The 18,064-nt window shown below is 63.6% G+C and carries 5 protein-coding genes; all 5 read left to right on the top strand.

Annotation, left to right across the window (positions count from 1 at the left end; all coding sequences use genetic code 11):
* Positions 1 to 738: 738 nt before the first annotated feature.
* The 5 genes from ACZY0Y_RS17700 (at position 739) to ACZY0Y_RS17680 (ending at position 17,945) form a co-directional block, all read left to right on the top strand.
* Complete coding sequence (locus tag ACZY0Y_RS17700; RefSeq protein ID WP_463959505.1) at positions 739 to 3,600, top strand: helicase-related protein; 2,862 nt, start codon at positions 739 to 741, stop codon at positions 3,598 to 3,600.
* 323 nt (positions 3,601 to 3,923) lie between these two features.
* A complete protein-coding gene (locus tag ACZY0Y_RS17695) occupies positions 3,924 to 8,243 on the top strand; it encodes an Eco57I restriction-modification methylase domain-containing protein (RefSeq protein WP_463959503.1) in 4,320 nt (1,439 codons plus the stop codon).
* Positions 8,243 to 14,608: a DEAD/DEAH box helicase gene (locus tag ACZY0Y_RS17690; RefSeq protein WP_463959502.1), complete on the top strand. Its 6,366-nt coding sequence runs from the start codon at positions 8,243 to 8,245 to the stop codon at positions 14,606 to 14,608. The genes ACZY0Y_RS17695 and ACZY0Y_RS17690 overlap by 1 nt, the downstream gene beginning before the upstream one ends.
* Before the next feature lies 1 nt (position 14,609).
* Positions 14,610 to 16,907, top strand: coding sequence for a 3'-5' exonuclease (locus tag ACZY0Y_RS17685; protein ID WP_463959501.1), 2,298 nt, complete (start codon positions 14,610 to 14,612; stop codon positions 16,905 to 16,907).
* 42 nt (positions 16,908 to 16,949) lie between these two features.
* Entirely contained in the window at positions 16,950 to 17,945 is a 996-nt protein-coding gene (locus tag ACZY0Y_RS17680) for a protein NO VEIN domain-containing protein (RefSeq protein ID WP_463959499.1), read from the top strand.
* Positions 17,946 to 18,064 lie beyond the last annotated feature (119 nt).

The following is an 18,064-nucleotide window of genomic DNA, read 5'->3' as shown; positions in this document are numbered from 1 at the left end:
GGCTCGTGGTTCCTGTTCAGGTTGAATGCGTAGGAACACTCATCCCAGCAGGACCACGAGTCCTCTGCTTGCTACAACACGAACCTGTTTCCCCGGGAACCTTGAAGAGCCCACAATCTTTCCTGTGAGTGTATATTATTCGAGCTCATGCTCAGCCCGCGCGCTAGGGCAGGGCCAATTCACAGGCAACTGGAGGGTTACGTCGAGGAGCCTCTTGTGTTGTTAGGCAGTCAGTCTTCCAGGTGCTTGGCGAAGTGTAGCTGGGGGCTTATTTCTTTGGGGGCGTCGTGGCACAAACGCCTGAGAGGCGAACCGACTCTGGTTGGCCGGATAGCGGGCAGTCTTGCCGAGTTGAAGGAGTCGGGGAGGCGGCCAATCCAATACCCACTGCGATCGTTTCGTTTTGTTCCCACTTCAATAAGGCATAACGCTCTGGCCCCCGCCCATGTCAAAGCCAGATTGGCTGCGATTCAAAATCCGTCTCAAACATGTAAGGCGCACCGACTTCCTGAAAGCAAACCCCCGGCTAGGCCAAGCGACGGGCACTCCGCGGAGCATCATGTGGCAATTTGGCGGCTGGATTGGGTTTCTGCGAGGCATTGGGCGGGTGCTCATGAGTCGGGGTGGTGGGGCGATGTGAACCTGCAGGGCTGCACTCTGTACATAATGGGTCCGGAGCTTCACGCCGGCCTGGTCGGGATGCCCTAATGGGGAAGCAGCAAACACAGGAGCAAGGTCTTGACAGTTACAGCCGCACACCGGGAACTCAACGTCGCACCCGGTTCGGTGGTCCGTGTCCGGGACGAAGACTGGCTCGTCACCAGCGTTGAGAAATCCGTCGACGGCACCCTCATCCGGGTCCAGGGCCTCAGCGAGCTCGTCAGAGACACCACAGCCGCCTTTTACTCGGCACTGGACGCCATCGAGGTCGTGGACCCGGCCAAGTCCAAGGTCGTGGCCGATGACACCCCCAACTACCGGCGGGCCCGCCTGTTCCTGGAAACCACCCTCCGCAAGACGCCGACTCCCCAGTCGGCGGAGTACCTGACCGTTTCCACCCGTATGCTGTCGCGGAACCTCAAGTACCAGCAAATCGCCGTCGCCAAGGCCCTGGATACCAAGAACATCCGCCCGCGCATCCTGATCGCAGACGCGGTGGGCCTCGGCAAGACCCTCGAGATCGGCATGATCCTCAGCGAACTGGTCAAACGCGGCCGCGGCGAACGCATCCTTATCGTCACCCCGCGCCACGTGCTGGAGCAGATGCAGCACGAGCTCTGGTGCCGCTTCGCTCTGCCGTTCGTCCGTCTCGACTCCGCCGGCATCCAGAAGATCCGGCAGAAGCTCCCGGCCACCCGCAACCCGTTCACTTACTACAAGCGCGCCATCATCTCCATGGACACGCTGAAAAGCCCCCGCTACCGGGCCCAGCTCGGCAAACTGCACTGGGACGCGGTGGTCATTGACGAGGCCCACAACGTCACCAACACCCAGGCCATGAACAACGAGCTCGCCCGGGTGCTCGCGCCGAACACCGAGGCGCTCATCCTGGCCTCCGCAACCCCGCACAACGGACGCAACGAGTCGTTCGCGGAAATCCTGCGTCTGCTGGACCCCACGGCAGTCCGCCCGGACGGCACGTTCGACCCCAAACACGTGGAGAACCTCATCATCCGCCGGCACCGGCACAGCCCGGAAGTTGCCCAGGAAGTCGGTGCTGACTGGGCCGAGCGGGAAGAACCGGACAACAGGCTCGTGTCCGCCTCCCCGGCGGAGAACGCCATCGCCGAGGAGCTCTCCGACATCTGGCTCTACCCCGACGGCAGGCCGGCACCCTATTCGGGGCAGAACGGCGCGCTCTTCTCTTGGATCCTTGCCAAGGCGTTCCTCTCCAGCCCTGCCGCGCTTCTCGAAACGGTCACCGAGCGTCTCAGAAAGCTCGACGCCGATTCGCCCTCCGAGGCCAAGGAAACCGAAGCGCTAAAACGCCTCAGCAAGCTCACCGAAGCCGCAAACACCGGCGAATCCGCCAAGTACACCGAGCTCGTCAGTTATCTGAAGAAGATCGGCGTCGGCAAGGGCTCCCCGATGCGGGCCGTGGTCTTCGCCGAGCGCGTCGCCACGCTCAAGTGGCTGCAGGAGACACTGCCCAAGGCTCTCGGTCTCAAACCGGAAAACGTCGGCCTCCTGCACGGCGGCCTCAGCGACGTCGAGCAGCAAAGCATCGTGGACCAGTTCAAGCGCGGCAACAGCCCGCTGCGTGTCCTGGTCACTGGCGACGTCGCGTCTGAAGGTGTGAACCTGCATGCCGAATGCCATCACCTGATCCACTTCGACATCCCCTGGAGCCTGATCCGGATCGAACAGCGGAACGGCCGCATCGACCGGTTCGGCCAGCGCCAGAAACCGCAGATCACCACCCTGCTCCTGAACCCGCACAACACCCGGTTCTCCGGCGACATAAAGGTCCTCACGCGTCTGATGGAACGCGAGTACGAGGCACACGCCGTCCTCAACGACGTGGCCTCTCTGATGGGGCAGTACAGCGTCAAGCAGGAGGAAGACGCCATCCGCGACGTCCTGCTCGGCAAGAAGGACTTCGACGACGTCGTCGGCGAACCCGACGCCGATCCGGACGCAGGCGACCTCTGGGACTTCCTCGACTTCGAGGCCCTGAAGGACGACGGGAAAACCGCGACCATCCCGGTCGAGAAACCGCTCGGTCTCTACTCCACGGACCTGGACTTCCTCGACGAAGCCCTCAACGAGGCCTTCGGCGATCCGCACAAGGTCCTCGGCTGGACCGTCCACGCCGGCCACGGCCTCGCCGAACTCAACCCGCCCGTTGACCTCCAGCACCGCCTGGGCTACCTCCCGCAGGACTACCTGTCCGAGCGGCGCGTCACCGAGCGCCTCAAGCTCGCCACGACGGTGGACGCCGGCACCCGGGAACTGGACCGCGCCCGCGAATCCGATGACATGAGCTGGCCCGAGGCACACTACCTGGGCCCGCTCCACCCCGTTCTGGACTGGGCCAGCGACCGGGCTCTGTCATCGATGTCCCGCAGCGAAGTCCTTGTGGTCCGCGGCGACGTGGACGCCGCACAGGTCCTACTCATGGGGACGTTGATGAATCGCCGCGGGCAGGTGGTCTCCAAAGCCTTCATCGCGGTGGACTTCCCCGACCCAGCCAACCCGACGTTCTGTCTCTCCGAACCCCTCGAGGATCTGGGCGAGCATCTGAGCAGCATCGGCGTCGACGCCCCGGCAACCAACCCCGGACCGGTCACGGTGAACGGGCTGCAGGCTCTGCTGCCGCAGGCGGTGGAGAGCGCCCGGCAGACCATGCAGCTGACCTTTGAAGCAGCCGCCAACTCTGCCAACCAGCGGCTGCAGGCGTGGAAGGACCGGGCCGCGGGCTGGACCCAGCTGTCCTTCGACTTCGCGCAGCGGGCGGAAGTGAAAAAGCAACGCGAACGTGTCAGCGAGGAGCAGCGCATCGCGGAGTCGCTCGCCCCGGCCCAGCGCCTGGTCCGCCCCCTTCTGATCGTCGTTCCCCGCGCCACCCCTGTCGCCGTCCCGGAAGGTGCTGACCAGTAATGCCGTCCTTTGATTCAATCGTTGTAGGCGAAGACTGGATTAGCGAACACTTCTTCACCACGGACTCCACCAAGGAATCCTTCCAGGCCGAGGTCGTCAAACTCCGCAAGAACTGGGACGAGGCAGCCAAGGAGGGCCACACCACCACCCCGGCCCGCTTCGCCGAGGTCCGCGGACGCCTCCAGATCCTGCTCGCCGGGCTCTCGGAAGACCCGGCGGGTGCGTCCGAGGCCTACTCTCTGCTGCGCGACGCCCTCGGTTTCAGGGGAACGACGGCGGCCGTAACCTTCGAGCGCAGCGGCACCGAAACGCTCGTCCCCGGCGTGTGGGCCACGGGGAACTCCGAGATCCTGTTCGTCGAGGCCGCCCCGGCGGACGCGCTGGAAGATGTGCTGTCCACGGTGCTTCCGCTCGGGCGGGTTCTGGTGGACGGCAAAGAACCGTCCCCGGTGCTGACGGTGGCGAAAACCGTGTCCGAGGCCTACCTCTCGGACAAGGCCCCGAAGTTTGTCGTGATCATGGCCGGACGATGGCTGGTGCTGACCGAGCAGGAACGCTGGGCCGAGGGCCGCTACCTGGCTGCCGACGCGCTTCTGGTCGCGGACCGCAACGACACCAAGAAGAACGCCGAGACGGACCGGTTCCTGGCGATCTTCGGCCGCGACTCCCTCATGCCGACGCCGGACGGCTCGATCTGGTGGGACGGTGTCCTCGACGCCTCCGTCAAACACACCGTCGGCGTCTCCCAGGACCTGCGCGAAGGCATCCGGCGCTCCATCGAAATCATCGCCAACGATGTCTTGGACCGACGCCGGGCAGCGGGACTGGGCGTCGAAGACGTGGAAGGGCGGGTCTTGGCCCGACAGTCCCTGCGGTTCCTCTACCGGATCCTCTTCCTGCTCTACGCGGAGGCCTCCCCGGAGATGGGCGTCCTCCCGGTCGGAGCTGGCGAATACAACGAGGGCTACGGTTTGGACCGGTTGCGGGAACTGACCCTGGTCAACATCCAGTCCCCGGAGTCCCGTCGCGGCACCCACATTTACGAATCGCTAGCGCAGCTCTTTCATTTGGTGGACAACGGCCACACTCCGGCCAGAGCAAGTCCCTCCGAGGATGCCTCCGGCGAGAATGAGGGCCTGGTCTTCCAGCCGCTTAAGGCGGACCTGTTCCACGACGCAGCGACGTCGCTCATCAACGGCACCAAGCTCAGCAACGCCGAACTGCAGCGCGTCCTCCAGCACCTCTTGCTCAGCAAGGAAACCAAGGGCAAAGACCGCGGCTTCATTTCCTACGCGGAACTCGGCATCAACCAGCTCGGCGCCGTCTATGAAGGCCTGATGTCCTACACAGGTTTCATCGCCGCTGAGCCCCTGCACGAGGTGGCCAAAGACGGGAACCCGGAAAAGGGTTCTTGGGTGGTCCCTGTGGACCGGTCCGAGTCCATTGACGCCAAGCACTTCGTGGTGGAAGAGGACGAACGAACGGGGGAACGGCGCCCGGTCTTGCACCCCGCTGGCTCGTTCGTTTTCCGGCTCGCTGGCCGCGAACGCCAACAGTCCGCCTCTTACTACACCCCGGAGGTCCTGACCAAATTCGTCGTCTCGCAGGCACTCGAAGAACTACTGGACCAGAACGAACAAAAGACCCCAGCCGACGACATCCTGAACTTGACCGTCTGCGAGCCTGCCCTCGGCTCCGGCGCATTCGCCCTCGAAGCTGTCCGCCAGCTCGCCGATGAATACCTGAAGCGCAAACAGGATGAGCTGGACGTCAAGATCCCCGCGGACGAATACCCGCAGGAACTCCAGAAGGTCAAGGCCCAGATCGCCCTGCACCAGGTCCACGGCGTGGACCTGAACTCGACCGCGGTGGAACTGGCCGAAGTCTCGCTCTGGCTCGACACCATGGTGAAGGACCTCCAGGCACCGTGGTTCGGGCTGCGGCTGCGCCGCGGCAACTCGTTGATCGGCGCCCGCCGCGCCACGTACTCGCGGCAGTCCGTCAATGACAAGTCATGGCTCAAGAGCGTTCCGCAGGACGCTGTCCTGACCGGGCTCGTCGAGGCCATGGCTGCCGAGACGGACGACCCCAATGTGGTGGGCCGCATCCACCATTTCCTGCTTCCGGCCGAAGGCTGGGGCGCGGCAGCCGATGCCAAGGAAGTCAAGGAGCTGGCTGGAGACGCCCAGCAGGAGCTCAAGGCCTGGCGCAATAAGATCAAGTCCAAGCCCAGCAAGACCCAGGTCGACCGCATGGTGAACCTTGGCCGCCGGGTGGAGTCGCTGTGGAAGCTGACCCTTCGCAGGCTCCAAGTCGCCGAGACTGAGGCCCGCCGGGACATCGACTACTTCGGCAAGCAGCCTTCGGTTGTTGAGCCTGGCGCGGCTGGCACACAGGCACAAGCCGTCACCCGCGAGCAGATCGAGGAAACCCTCCACGACCCGAATGGCGCCTACCAGCGTCTCCGCCGGGTCATGGATGCCTGGAACGCACTGTGGTTCTGGCCGCTGACCCAGCGGGCGAACGGCGGGACGCAACCGCCGAACATCGACGAATGGCTCGACGCGCTGGAAGCGATCCTCGGCCTGCAGGGCAAAGAGTCGAAGATGGCGGGGCAGCAGACCTTCGGAGCCGCATCGACCTGGGAAGAACTGAACGAAGCCGAACAGGCCGATCTCAGCTTTTCGTTGGCGTCCGACATTGAGATCACCAAGAAGCAGCATGCTTGGCTGCAGGTGTGCGAAAATATCGCCGCAGATCAAGGGTTCTTCCACTGGGAGCTGGACTTCGCTTCGGTGTTTGGACGCGGCGGCTTTGATCTTCAGGTGGGTAATCCGCCTTGGGTAAGGCCTGACTGGGATATCAATGCGATCAATGCGGAGTTTGACCCTTGGTGGCAGCTCAATGACAAGCAGACACAAGTGCTGAAGACGCATAAGCAGCTTGAGGCTAATTCAGATCCGGATCAAACCGAATTTGTGCGTACTCAGGCCGTCAGCATAGTGGGCATTCGAGAGTTCCTCACGTCACCCGGCCTCTATCCGATTGGTGCGGGCCTCAGGCCTGACCTCTACCGGTCATTCATGGAGCGGACGTGGGCATCTGCCGCAGTTTCAGGAATTGTTGCCCTTATTCATCCAGAATCCCATTTTACTGAGAAAAAGGCATCAAAGTTTCGTGCTTCGACTTATCGACGCCTGCGTCGTCATTGGCAGTTCATAAATGAATTGTCGCTATTCGAGATACACAACCTGGTAACATATGGGGTGCACGTTTATGGTCGACGCCGCGAGAGTGCCCAATTTCGTATGGCGGCCTCGCTATATCATCCCGGGACAGTCAAGCGTTCCGAATCGCATGATGGCACTGGCGAAGTTCCGGGCCTCAAGGACGCTGACGGTAACTGGGACATCAGGCCTCATGCTGAACGGATTATCAACGTAGACGAGGCGGTTTTGGCCACTTGGGCCAATATCCTGGACGATCCGGGCACCCCCGCTGTGCAGGCAAGAATGCTCTATCCCGTTAATCGTGCGAGTTCGAGAGTTCTCGAACAGCTAAGCCGAGCTCCCCGAGTACGGGACATCAGACTGTCTTACTCAATCGGGTGGGATGAAACTAAAGAACAAAAGACAGGCCTCCTGGAAGTTGGATCTGCCACCCCAGATTCTTGGGATGACATCGTCCTTCAAGGTCCGCACTTCACAGTTGCCAACCCATTCGCAAAGCAGCCCAACCCAACGATGAAGAGCAACAAGGACTGGATGGAGATTGATCTGGAGTCGCTCCCGCGGAACTTCATACCCCGAACCAGTTACCAGCGGGCCGCTCCAACTGAACGATTTGACGCTTCGTTCAGCCGGTGGAACGCCGGGAGCGAACGCTCAAACCCCCGGGACTATTATCGTGTCGCTTGGCGCCGCATGGTTGCCCTCACCGGCAAAAGAGCCTGGCACGCTACTGTCCTCCCGCCACGTGCAACCCACACAAGTAGCATTCAAGCGGCCGGTCGTCCTGACCTCATGGCACATGAAATTCTGATGCTTGCTGCCACCTTCTCGTCCATAACGGCCGACTTCGTCCTAAAAGTGAGCGGTGCCGCTAATTTGAATGGCACCACGACTGATAGTCTCCCTCGCTTAGACGATGGAGATGAGACACTAGATCGCGAAATCGTCTCCCGGGCCGCCCGATTGATCTGCTGTTCCGAGGCCTACGTGGATCTGTGGAACGCCGTGAACGAGCTCGGGCGATTTGGGCTCTGTTCCTCTTGGAATCCTGACGCGTGGGAGAGACTGGCGGTGCGGCGCAGACAACTCGAGATTGAAATCGACGTTCTTGTCGCCATTGGATGGGGCATCAGCGTAGAGGCACTGTGCACGATCTACCGCACACAATTTTCAGTTTTGCGCGGCTACGAACGAACCGACCTCTATGACGCCAACGGCCGCAAGGTTCCCGGCGACATGAACCGGCTCTATCGTAAGGTCGGCGAGAACCTGACCCTGGAAGAACGTACCTGGACGCATCCGCAGAGCGGCGCCGAGTACGTCTTCGAGTTCCCGTTCCAGGGTTTTGACCGCGAGGAAGATATGCGGAAGGCGTACGCGCACTTCTCGAGCATGCTGGAGGCGAAGTCCTGATGTCAGAGCTTCTGCCCACCACCCAGGCTGGGGATTTGCGCCGCGGGCTGTCCGACTACCTCGCCACCACGTTCGCGCTCACGGACGGGAACGCGCAGTCCGCCATCAAGGACTTCCTCGCGGATCCGGATCAGGGGATCTTCAAAGGCGCCTACGTCCGGCTGCGGCTTCCCTTCGAAACCGCCGAACCTGGCTGGCGCGACTGCCTGGACTGGTACGAGGGCTTCGAACCTTACGGCCACCAGGCCAAAGCCTTCCAACGTCTCAGCAGCAAAGGCGCCGCCGGCACACGCCGTCGACCTGAACCGACCCTGGTCACCACCGGCACCGGCTCTGGTAAGACGGAGGCGTTTCTCTACCCGATCCTGGACCATGTGCTGCGTGCCAAACGGGAGGGCATCACCGGCATCAAGGCGCTCATCCTCTACCCGATGAACGCCCTCGCCAACGACCAGGCCAAACGCCTGGCCGAGCTGCTGACCAACCACGCGGAGCTGTCCGGGATCACCGCCGGCATCTACACCGGCCAAAAGGACACCAACCGCACCAGGATCGCCCCTGACGGCCTGATCAACGACCGCGACGTCTTCCACCAGAACCCGCCGGACATCCTGCTGACCAACTACAAAATGCTCGACATGCTCCTGCTCCGCCACACCGACGCGCCCCTCTGGCAGAAGTCCGCGACCAGCCTGCGGTACGTCGTCCTGGACGAATTCCACACCTACGACGGCGCGCAGGGCACCGACGTCGCCATGCTGCTGCGCCGTCTCGGGCTGACCCTCAAGAGCTACTGGCCTGACGACCTGACAGACCGCCCCCACGATCTGAGCGAGGAAGACCGGGCCCGTCCGCTCGGCCGGGCCACGCCCGTCGCCACGTCTGCAACGCTGGGCAGCAAAGGCGACCCGGACGCGATGCTCCGCTTCGCAGAGACTGTCTTTGGCGAGGTGTTCCCGCCCGACTCCGTCGTCACCGAGGCCCGGCTCACCCAGGAGGCCTGGACAGGGATCGGCAGCGGATCCCTTCTGGGCCGGGACCTGCACGCCATCGCCATCGACATCACCACCACCAACAACGTTGTTGCGGAACTGCGCGCAGCTGGCGCCGGCCCTGAAGCTGTCGTCGGGCCCCTCCTGAAGACGCTCTTCGGCGAACGACCCGCAGACCTGCTGGACGCGATGCGCACGCACCCGCTGACCACCGCCCTGCTGACGCATGCCAGCACCGCCGTCGCGCTCTCGGACCTGACGAACGCCATCTTCCCGGCCCATTCGCTACCGGCAGGGGTAAGGCCGGTCGCCGCGGAAGAGTTCATCTCCCATGTCATCGCACTGCTCAGCCACATCCGCGCCCGCCACGGCAGGGCCGCACTGACGGTAGAAACACACTTGTGGATCCGCGAGATGTCCCGCGTGGACGCCGCCGTTGACACCACGCCGCGCTTCCGCTGGTCCGACGACGGTGTGGACCAGTCCCATGACATGTTTCTTCCGGCGCTCTATTGCCGGCACTGCGGCCGGTCGGGGTGGGGTGCTGTCCTGGCCCCCACCGGCCTGGACCTGGAGCTGGACGATTCGAAGATCCGTGAAGCACGTGTCACCAATAACCCGCGTTTCCGGACCCTCATCTCGGCCGCCGCCGAGGCGGACATCATCGAATTCCACCAGGACGGCTCGGAGCAGGTGCAGGGTCTGCACTGGCTCCACACCGTCAACCGTGGCCTCTCCACCATGCCGCCGAAAGCGGACAGCGCCGACCTCGCCGAAGGGCGGATCATTCCCGTCCTGATGCTCACCGGGCAGGACGCGGACGACCAGTCCAAGAAGGACGTCTGCCCGTCCTGCCTGGCCAAGGACGGCATCGCCTTCATGGGCAGCGCCATCGCCACCATGCTCTCCGTGAGTATCTCCAACCTGTTCGGCGCCGAGGGACTGAACGACGAGGAAAAGAAAGCCCTCGTCTTCACCGACAGCGTCCAGGACGCCGCACACCGGGCCGGGTACGTCCAGTCCCGCTCCCACACCATGACACTCCGCACCGCCCTGCGGCGAGCCCTCGGCGAGCAGCCGGCTACGCTCTCGGAACTCGTCGACGCCGCGATTGCCCGCGCGGACACACCCGGGGCGGCGTACCAGCTGATCGCACCCGAATTCGTCGACCGGCAGAGCTTCCGGCCGTTCTGGGACCCGAAGGCCTCCCCGGCGGAACGCGTCCGGGCCCGGCGCTTCGCCAAACGCCGGCTGCAGTTCGACGCACTCCTGGAGCTCGGCCTCCAGTCCCGCACCGGCCGGACGCTGGAACTCACCGGCTCCCTGGCCGTCGAAACCGACGCCGGCAACCCCACCCGCATGCTCTCCGTGGCCCGGAAGGCCTACGACTCGGCCCTTCACCAGACCATGATCGGGGAGACCGCGCCCACGCAGCAGCAGCTGCTGCAGTGGATCCGCGGCACCGTGGAAAGGGTCCGCCTCCAGGGCGGGGTCCACCATGAATGGCTCAAAGGCTACATCGCGACGGACGGCAAACGCTGGCAGATCTGGGGCGGACGGCCGAAGGGCGAAGGCATGCCCGCGTTCCCCTCCGGCCGTCCGGCGCCGGCCTTCCCCCGGATCGGCAGCGCCGCCTCAGCCACCGACAACCTCGACGGCGTCACGTCCTCGGCATCCTGGTACGCACGATGGACGGCCCGATGCCTCGGCGTCGCCCCCGCCGACAGCGGCTACTTGGCCAAGGCACTGATCACCGCACTCGCCGAGGACGGAACCCTCGGCAGCTCGAAAACGAACTCCGGCGCCGATGTCTACTGGCTCGATCCGGAGAAGATCGTTCTCTCCGCCCCCGACGCCGAGGATCTGGCTGCGGGACGTCACACCGTCCAGTGCAAGGTCTGCCAGGCCATCACCCCCGGGAGCCTGACGGTCATCGACCAGCTGGTCGGGGGCCCATGCACCCTGGTCCGCTGCAGCGGAACCTTGCAGCGGCACGCCGCCGACGCCCGAAACTTCTACCGGGACCTCTACTCCTCACGCGAAAGCAAGAGGGTTGTGGCCCGGGAACACACCTCGCTGCTGGACGACGCAACAAGGATCCTCTACGAAACGCAGTTCAAGTCCGGCGCCGACAACCCGCAGGCTCCCAACGTCCTGGTGGCCACCCCCACGCTGGAGATGGGCATCGACATCGGGGACCTCTCCTGCGTCATGCTGGCCTCGCTGCCGACGTCCGTGGCCTCCTACTTGCAACGGGTGGGCCGCGCCGGACGCCTGACCGGCAACTCGCTTGTCCTTGCCTTCGTGCGGGGACGCGGCGAACACCTGCCCAAACTCCACGAACCGCTCTCCGTCATTAACGGCGAGGTCCGGCCACCGGCCACGTACCTGGACGCCGAAGAAATCCTGGGACGCCAGTACGTGGCCCACGTCGCGGACCGCTTCGCCCGGGTTGTGGGCCGGCCGCACCCGGTTGACGCCATCCAGGCCCTCGGTAGCGTCGCACCGGGATCGTTCATCGGGGACCTGATCGAGGACGCCACGGCGAACGCTCCGGACTATCTCGCTGAGTTCCTGGACCAGTTCGGCGAACGGATTTCCCCGGACAGCGCCGCCCGCCTGGCAGCGTGGGCGTCACGGCACGACGACGGCGAGCCCAGCGGCCTCGCCCGTCACCTGATCCGGGCGGCAGGGGAGTGGAAGGCCGACGTCGACGAACTGGACACCCGCCGCAAGGAAATCGGCAATGCCCTGCCCGAGCTGGAGGCAGCGGCCGCCCTGGCGGAGCGTCTGGACGACAAGACCTCCGACGCGCATCAGGCGCTTCGGACCGCCAAAGCCACGCTCAAAATGATCCGGGACCAACTCAAACAGCTCCGCGGCCAATACTGGATTTCGGTGCTGGAGGCTTACGGCGTGCTCCCGAACTACACGCTCCTGGACGACTCGGTGAGCCTGGACGTGGGGCTGTCCTGGAAGGACGCAGACACGCAGGAGTTCGTGACAGACACGGTGACGTACAATCGTGGCGCCTCGGTGGCCCTGAGCGAATTCGCGCCCGGCGCCACGTTCTATGCGCAGGGCATGGAAATCTTGATCGACGCCGTGGACCTGGGCCCGCAGCAGAGCCATATCCAAAAATGGCAGGTTTGCCCGCAGTGCGGCTGGATCAAGACCGACCTGGGCGCCGCCGCGGCCGTACAGAACTGCCTGCGCTGCGGCACCTCAGCCATCGCAGACATGGGCCAGGTTCTCGACGTCGTGGTCATGAAGAAGGTCTCCGCCGAGGTCCGCCGGGACGAGGCCGCGATCAACGACCGCCGGGACAACCGCGTTCGGGAACGCTTCACGATAGTCGCCGCGGCGGACATCGACCCGCAACACCTGCAGAAGCGCTGGTTTGTGGAGGGCTACGACTTCGGCGCCGAATACTTCAACCGGGTGGAAATCCGCTGGCTCAACACCGGACGGACGGCGTCCAACGGTGGGGTTCGGACCATCGCCGGCGACGACGTCCGGACGCCCATGTTCCGGCTGTGTTCCTACTGCGGCCAGCTCGACCAGTCCGCTAAAGAGAACCTGCCCACCGAGCACCGGTTCTGGTGCAAATACCGCAAGGCCGCCCAGGAAAGCGTCAAAGAAGTGGTGCTTGCCCGGGAACTCAACACCCAGGGCGTGGTGCTGCACCTGCCCCTCGACGTGACCTACGGGGACGACTTCTCAGTCCCCAGTCTCCAGGCAGCCATGCTGCTTGGCCTCCAGAAAGTCCTGGGCGGGGCCCCGGACCACCTGGGAGTGCTGCGGATCAACGATCCGGCGCATGGCGGAAGCCGGATTGCCCTAATGCTGCACGACAAAGTCCCCGGCGGCACCGGCTACCTGGCCGAGTTCGCCAACCCCGAGCGGGTCTGGGAGCTGCTGCACGCCGCATGGCAGACCGTGCGGGACTGCAGCTGCCGTTTCGAGGAGCGTCTGGCGTGCCACCACTGCCTGCTTCCCTTCGCCGACCCCTGGACGGTGGACCGGGTGGCGCGTGCCAGCGCCGAACGCCTGCTCGGCCTGCTGCTGCGCTCCGGTGAGGCTGCCACGGACGTTGCCGTCCCGCCGTCGTTCTCCGATTGGACCGTCACCGAGGAGGCGCCCGACGGCGAGACCTCGATTGAATCGCTGCTGGAGAAGCGGTTCCGGAAGGCCTGGATGGACCGGCTCAAGGCCGTGGGTGCACACACGAAGGTGACCCCCGGTGCGCTGGCGGACACCATCACCTTCCGGATCCCCGGGCAGCAGTTCCAGTGGCAGCTCATCCCGCAGGCGGATGTCGCAGGAACCCGCCCCGACTTCCTGCTCAAGGGACCGCCGGACCCGAACTTCCCCGTGCTGGCGATCTACACGGACGGATTCACCTTTCACGCGTCCCCAGAACACAACCGAATCGCGGACGACGCCACCAAGCGCGACAAGCTCCGGCACAGCTCAGAGCTGTCCGGTGCCGCAGTGCCGTGGGCCGTGACGTGGCAGGACGTGGAAGCATTCGAAGCCGGTCCTTCGGCGCCGGTGGTGCTGCCTTCTTGGGCTAAGGCCTCGTGGAACGCGCAGCTCATGGCCAACTACTCCGTAAATGCGGCGATCACGGACCTGCTGGGCAGAGACGCGATGACGATGCTCTGGGGGTGGGTCAATCGGCCTGATCCCGAGGCGTGGGCGGACTTCTCGGAGCTGGTGCCGCTCATGCTGATGACGAAGCGGCCTGATCCCAGTGACGCCGACGCGATGTACGCGCACGCGGCGGCCCTGGCCCAAGGCGCGGAGCCACCTTTGCCTGCTGGCACGGTCTCGGCCTGGACGCACAGCTCGGGGAGCCTTGGGTTCGCAGCGGCCGGGTCGCCCAAGAGCCTGTCCACGATCGCCGTCGGGCTGTGCCTGGACGACAGGGCAGAAGCGGTGGGTTCTCCCTCGCACGAGGCCGCCTGGCGCGAGTGGCTGCGGCTCTCCAACCTGCTGGCGTTCAAGCCGATCGGTCTGACGATTGGGTCCGTGATGTCTGCCGTGAGCTCCGGCGGCTCGGTCGAGGAAGAGGCCGCACGGCTGGAGATGTCGGACGGGCTCAGTCCCGCCTGGAACGAGCTGCTGGAGCAGGCCACTGAGTTCGAGAAGACTCTCCTACTGGCTATTGCCAATGCGGACATCCCTGTCCTGCCGGAACTCGGTTTCGAGGTGGACGGCCTTCCGGTCTCGATCGCATGGCCGGAGTACCGGATCGCCGTCATGCTGGACGGCGACGACGGACGATCTGAACTTGAGGCCGCTGGCTGGGCCACCGTCGGGACTGACGTTGACGATATTCGCGAACTGCTGAAGACGAAGGGAGCTTGATATGGCGCTGGTGACATGGATCAAGCAAAAGGACAAGATCGACGGCACCATGAAGAACAAGGTGTACTCCTTCTTCGAGAAACTCCAGAAGGACGACACCGCGCCCGGGCTCCACATCGAGCCCATGCACACTCCCGCAGACCCCCGCGTGCGGACCGGCCGGATCGACCTCAACTACCGGGCCGTGCTCTTCAAAGTCGCCTTCGACACCATCCCGCACTACTTCTACTACGGCGCTTGGCCGCACGACGAGGCAATCGACATCGCTCGCTCCAGCGTGCTTCAGGTGAACTCCGTCAACGGCGTCCTGGAGGTCATCCGGGCCTCTACGCCCGACGGCGGCACGCCTCCTATCCCGCGCGTTCCTACAGTTGCGCCAGTTGTTCCTGATGCCTCGACGCCGGAGCCCGACGTCGAGCCTCAGGTTCCGGAGGAGGAGCACGGGGCGCCTCAGGGGGTGACCCCCGAAGCCTGGATCAACCCGCTCCTGGGTTGCGGCATGGATCCAGCTGAATTGGTTTCAGAACTCGGCCTCGCCGGCGATCTTGTGAGCCGGGTATTCGCCGCCTCCTCGGACGAAGAACTCCTGGACGTCCTGGAAGTAGCACCGGAGTGGCAGGCGACTGCGCTCCTTGAGCTGGCTGCCGGCACGTCCCTCCAGGAGGTCCAGGACAAGCTCGCGCTGAGCCGCTACGTGGACGACCCGCAGGCGACAGAAGAGGAGAAGATCCGGAAGTCACTGGAGCATCCCGCCACGAAGATGCAATTCACGTTCGTGGGTGACAACTCCGATGAGCTCAAAAAGGTCATCGAAGGTGGAGACTTCGATTCCTGGCGCACCTTCCTTCATCCGGAACAGCGTGTCTATTCCGAACGCCGCTACAACGGCTCCTTCCGCCTCTCCGGTGGTGCCGGAACAGGCAAGACCGTGGTCCTTCTCCACCGCGTCCGAATGCTGGCCGCGGCTGAACCGACGTCGCGAATTGTTCTGACGACCTACACCACGACCCTTGCTGACTCGCTGGAAAACGGGTTGTCGAAGCTGGAGACCGATCTTCCGCGGGCGGCAAAGCCAGGAGCGCCCGGCATCTATATTTCCGGTGTGGATTCGCTCGTCAACAAGGTGTTCCGCGGCGCCCAGGAAATCGAGCAGCGCCGCGCCATGAAGGATCTTTTCGGGCTCGAGATCTCCGCCCCTGGGAAGATTCTGGACGCGGATGGTGCCCGCCAGCAGTGGGAGTCAGCACTGGCCGACGTCGACCATCCGCTGGAACTTGAGCTCGCTAACGCGACATTCCTCCAGCAGGAGTACGAGACGGTGATCCTGCCCAACTTCATAAGCGGCAAGGACGAATATTTGAAGGTGCCCCGCGCCGGCCGCGGCACAGCGTTGAACCGGGCGAAACGGCTTGCAGTCTGGAAGGTCGTGGAAACCTACCGGTACTACAACCGGATCGAAATGCATGCCTCGTTCGTGGAGCTGGCGCACCTCGCTGCTCTGGTGCTTCGCCAGCGTGCGGAGACCAGCGGAGCACGTCTTGCTGACCATGTACTCATCGATGAAGCGCAGGACTTGCACGCCGGCCACTGGCTGTTTCTCCGGGAGCTGGTCCAGCAGGGGCCGGATGACCTTTTCATCGCAGAGGATTCGCATCAGCGTATCTACGGTCAGAAGGTCCCGTTGTCCCGCTTCGGAATTGGCATCGTCGGCCGTTCACGCCGGTTGACGCTCAATTACCGCACCACCCAGCAGAACCTGGCCTACGCCGTCGGACTTCTTAGCGGAGCTCCGGTGACGGACATTGAAGGCGAACAGGAGTCTATTAACGGCTATACCTCTTCGCGGGTAGGGCCGCGGCCAGAGGAAATAGCCTCTGCCTCGATCGCTGAGGAACTGGACAACCTTGCTGACTATCTGCGGAGGTGGAAAGAAGAAGGGGTGCCGCTGGAAACCGTCGGAATCCTGGTGCGCTCCAATTTCCAGGTCGGCAAAGTCATCAATGGGCTGAATGAACGCGATCTCGAAGCCAGGACGGCCGGTGCAGCCACGGTACCTGGTGTGCCGTCAGTTATGACAATGCATCGGTCGAAGGGCATGGAATTCACGCGGGTGGTTCTCTTTGGGATTTCGGACCAAACTCTGCCGGCTTCCTACCAGGTGAAGGACCTTGCACCGGCGGAGCAGGCCGACGCTCTTATGCGAGAGCGATCGCTGCTCTACGTGGCGGCCACACGAGCCCGCGACGGATTGGTCGTGTCGTGGAGCGGAAAACCGTCAGTGCTGCTTGGTACAAAGTAGTTTCAGTAGTCAGCAATTTCAGTCACAAGCTTTGGGGGAGTAATGGCGGTTAGCACCGTTGGGAAAAAGGCGCGCTGGTGGGACGGCGACGCCTCGCAGCGTTACTGGATGGAACTGGTCAACGTTGACTCTTGGGGGAGCGAGCTCATCGCTCCGGATACGTCCCGATACGACCTGATGCACGACGTTCGAATTGGCGATGTCGTTCTTCATTGGGTAGGGAAAAACAATCCCATGGGCTTCAAATCGGGGATGTACGGCGCCTCGATTGTGGCGGGCGAGCTGCAGCCCCGGGCGGGGGACTGGTTCGGTAAGCCTGCCAACACGATTCCCCTCACCAAGTACACCGCACTTCCCCGGCCCTACCTGCTGACAGACCTTCGGGCGGACCACCAGGAAGACATTCTGGGCGTCAAAAGCGAGCTTGAACGCGACTTCACCGACACAGCCGGCCTCACGATCTACTTTCCCTTCCAGAAGCATCCCACCAGCGGACTCAAACCAAATCAGGGCTACCTCTTCAAACTGCCCGCGGAAGTAGTCAAAGCGGTCTATGGTCTGCTGCCCGACAGCGACTGGGGCGGATTCGATATTCCGCTCGTTGCGCCGCCCGTTGGGGGACAGAACGGCGTCAAGCAGCGCTACGCGGGCTTCTGTGCTGACCCGATACTGAAGAAGGCCATCGAGATGCAGGCCGTCCGGCAGGCGATTGCTCACTACGAGGCAGCCGGGTACACGGTGGAGGACGTCGGCGCCTACCGGTCCTACGATTTGCTCGCCAAGCGCGGAGACGAAGAGCGGCACATCGAAGTGAAGGGTTCTCAGGGATACGTCCAGAAAGTCATCCTGACGCGCAACGAGGTGACACACGCGAATGACTATGGCCTGACGGACCTGGTTGTGGTGGCGGATATTCAGTGGGAGCGGCACCTCGATGGTTCCATCGCCACCGACGATGGGACCATGAGCGTCTACCCCGATTGGCGGCCCTCACCGGAGAACCTGAAGCCTCTGAGCTACGAGTACTTCCTCGACTAGGTGAATATTGGCTTCCAAGGGAGCCACCTGTCGTGCGCTTCAGAGCCACCTGCCCAGATCACGGATCGTGTCGTTCAGAGCCACGATTGGCGTGGTTGAGAGCCACCTGAAAAGCTCCT

This window comes from Pseudarthrobacter kochi, assembly GCF_055412805.1.
The sequence above is the reverse complement of the archived record's forward strand: the minus strand, read 5'-3'. Positions and strand labels throughout refer to the sequence as shown.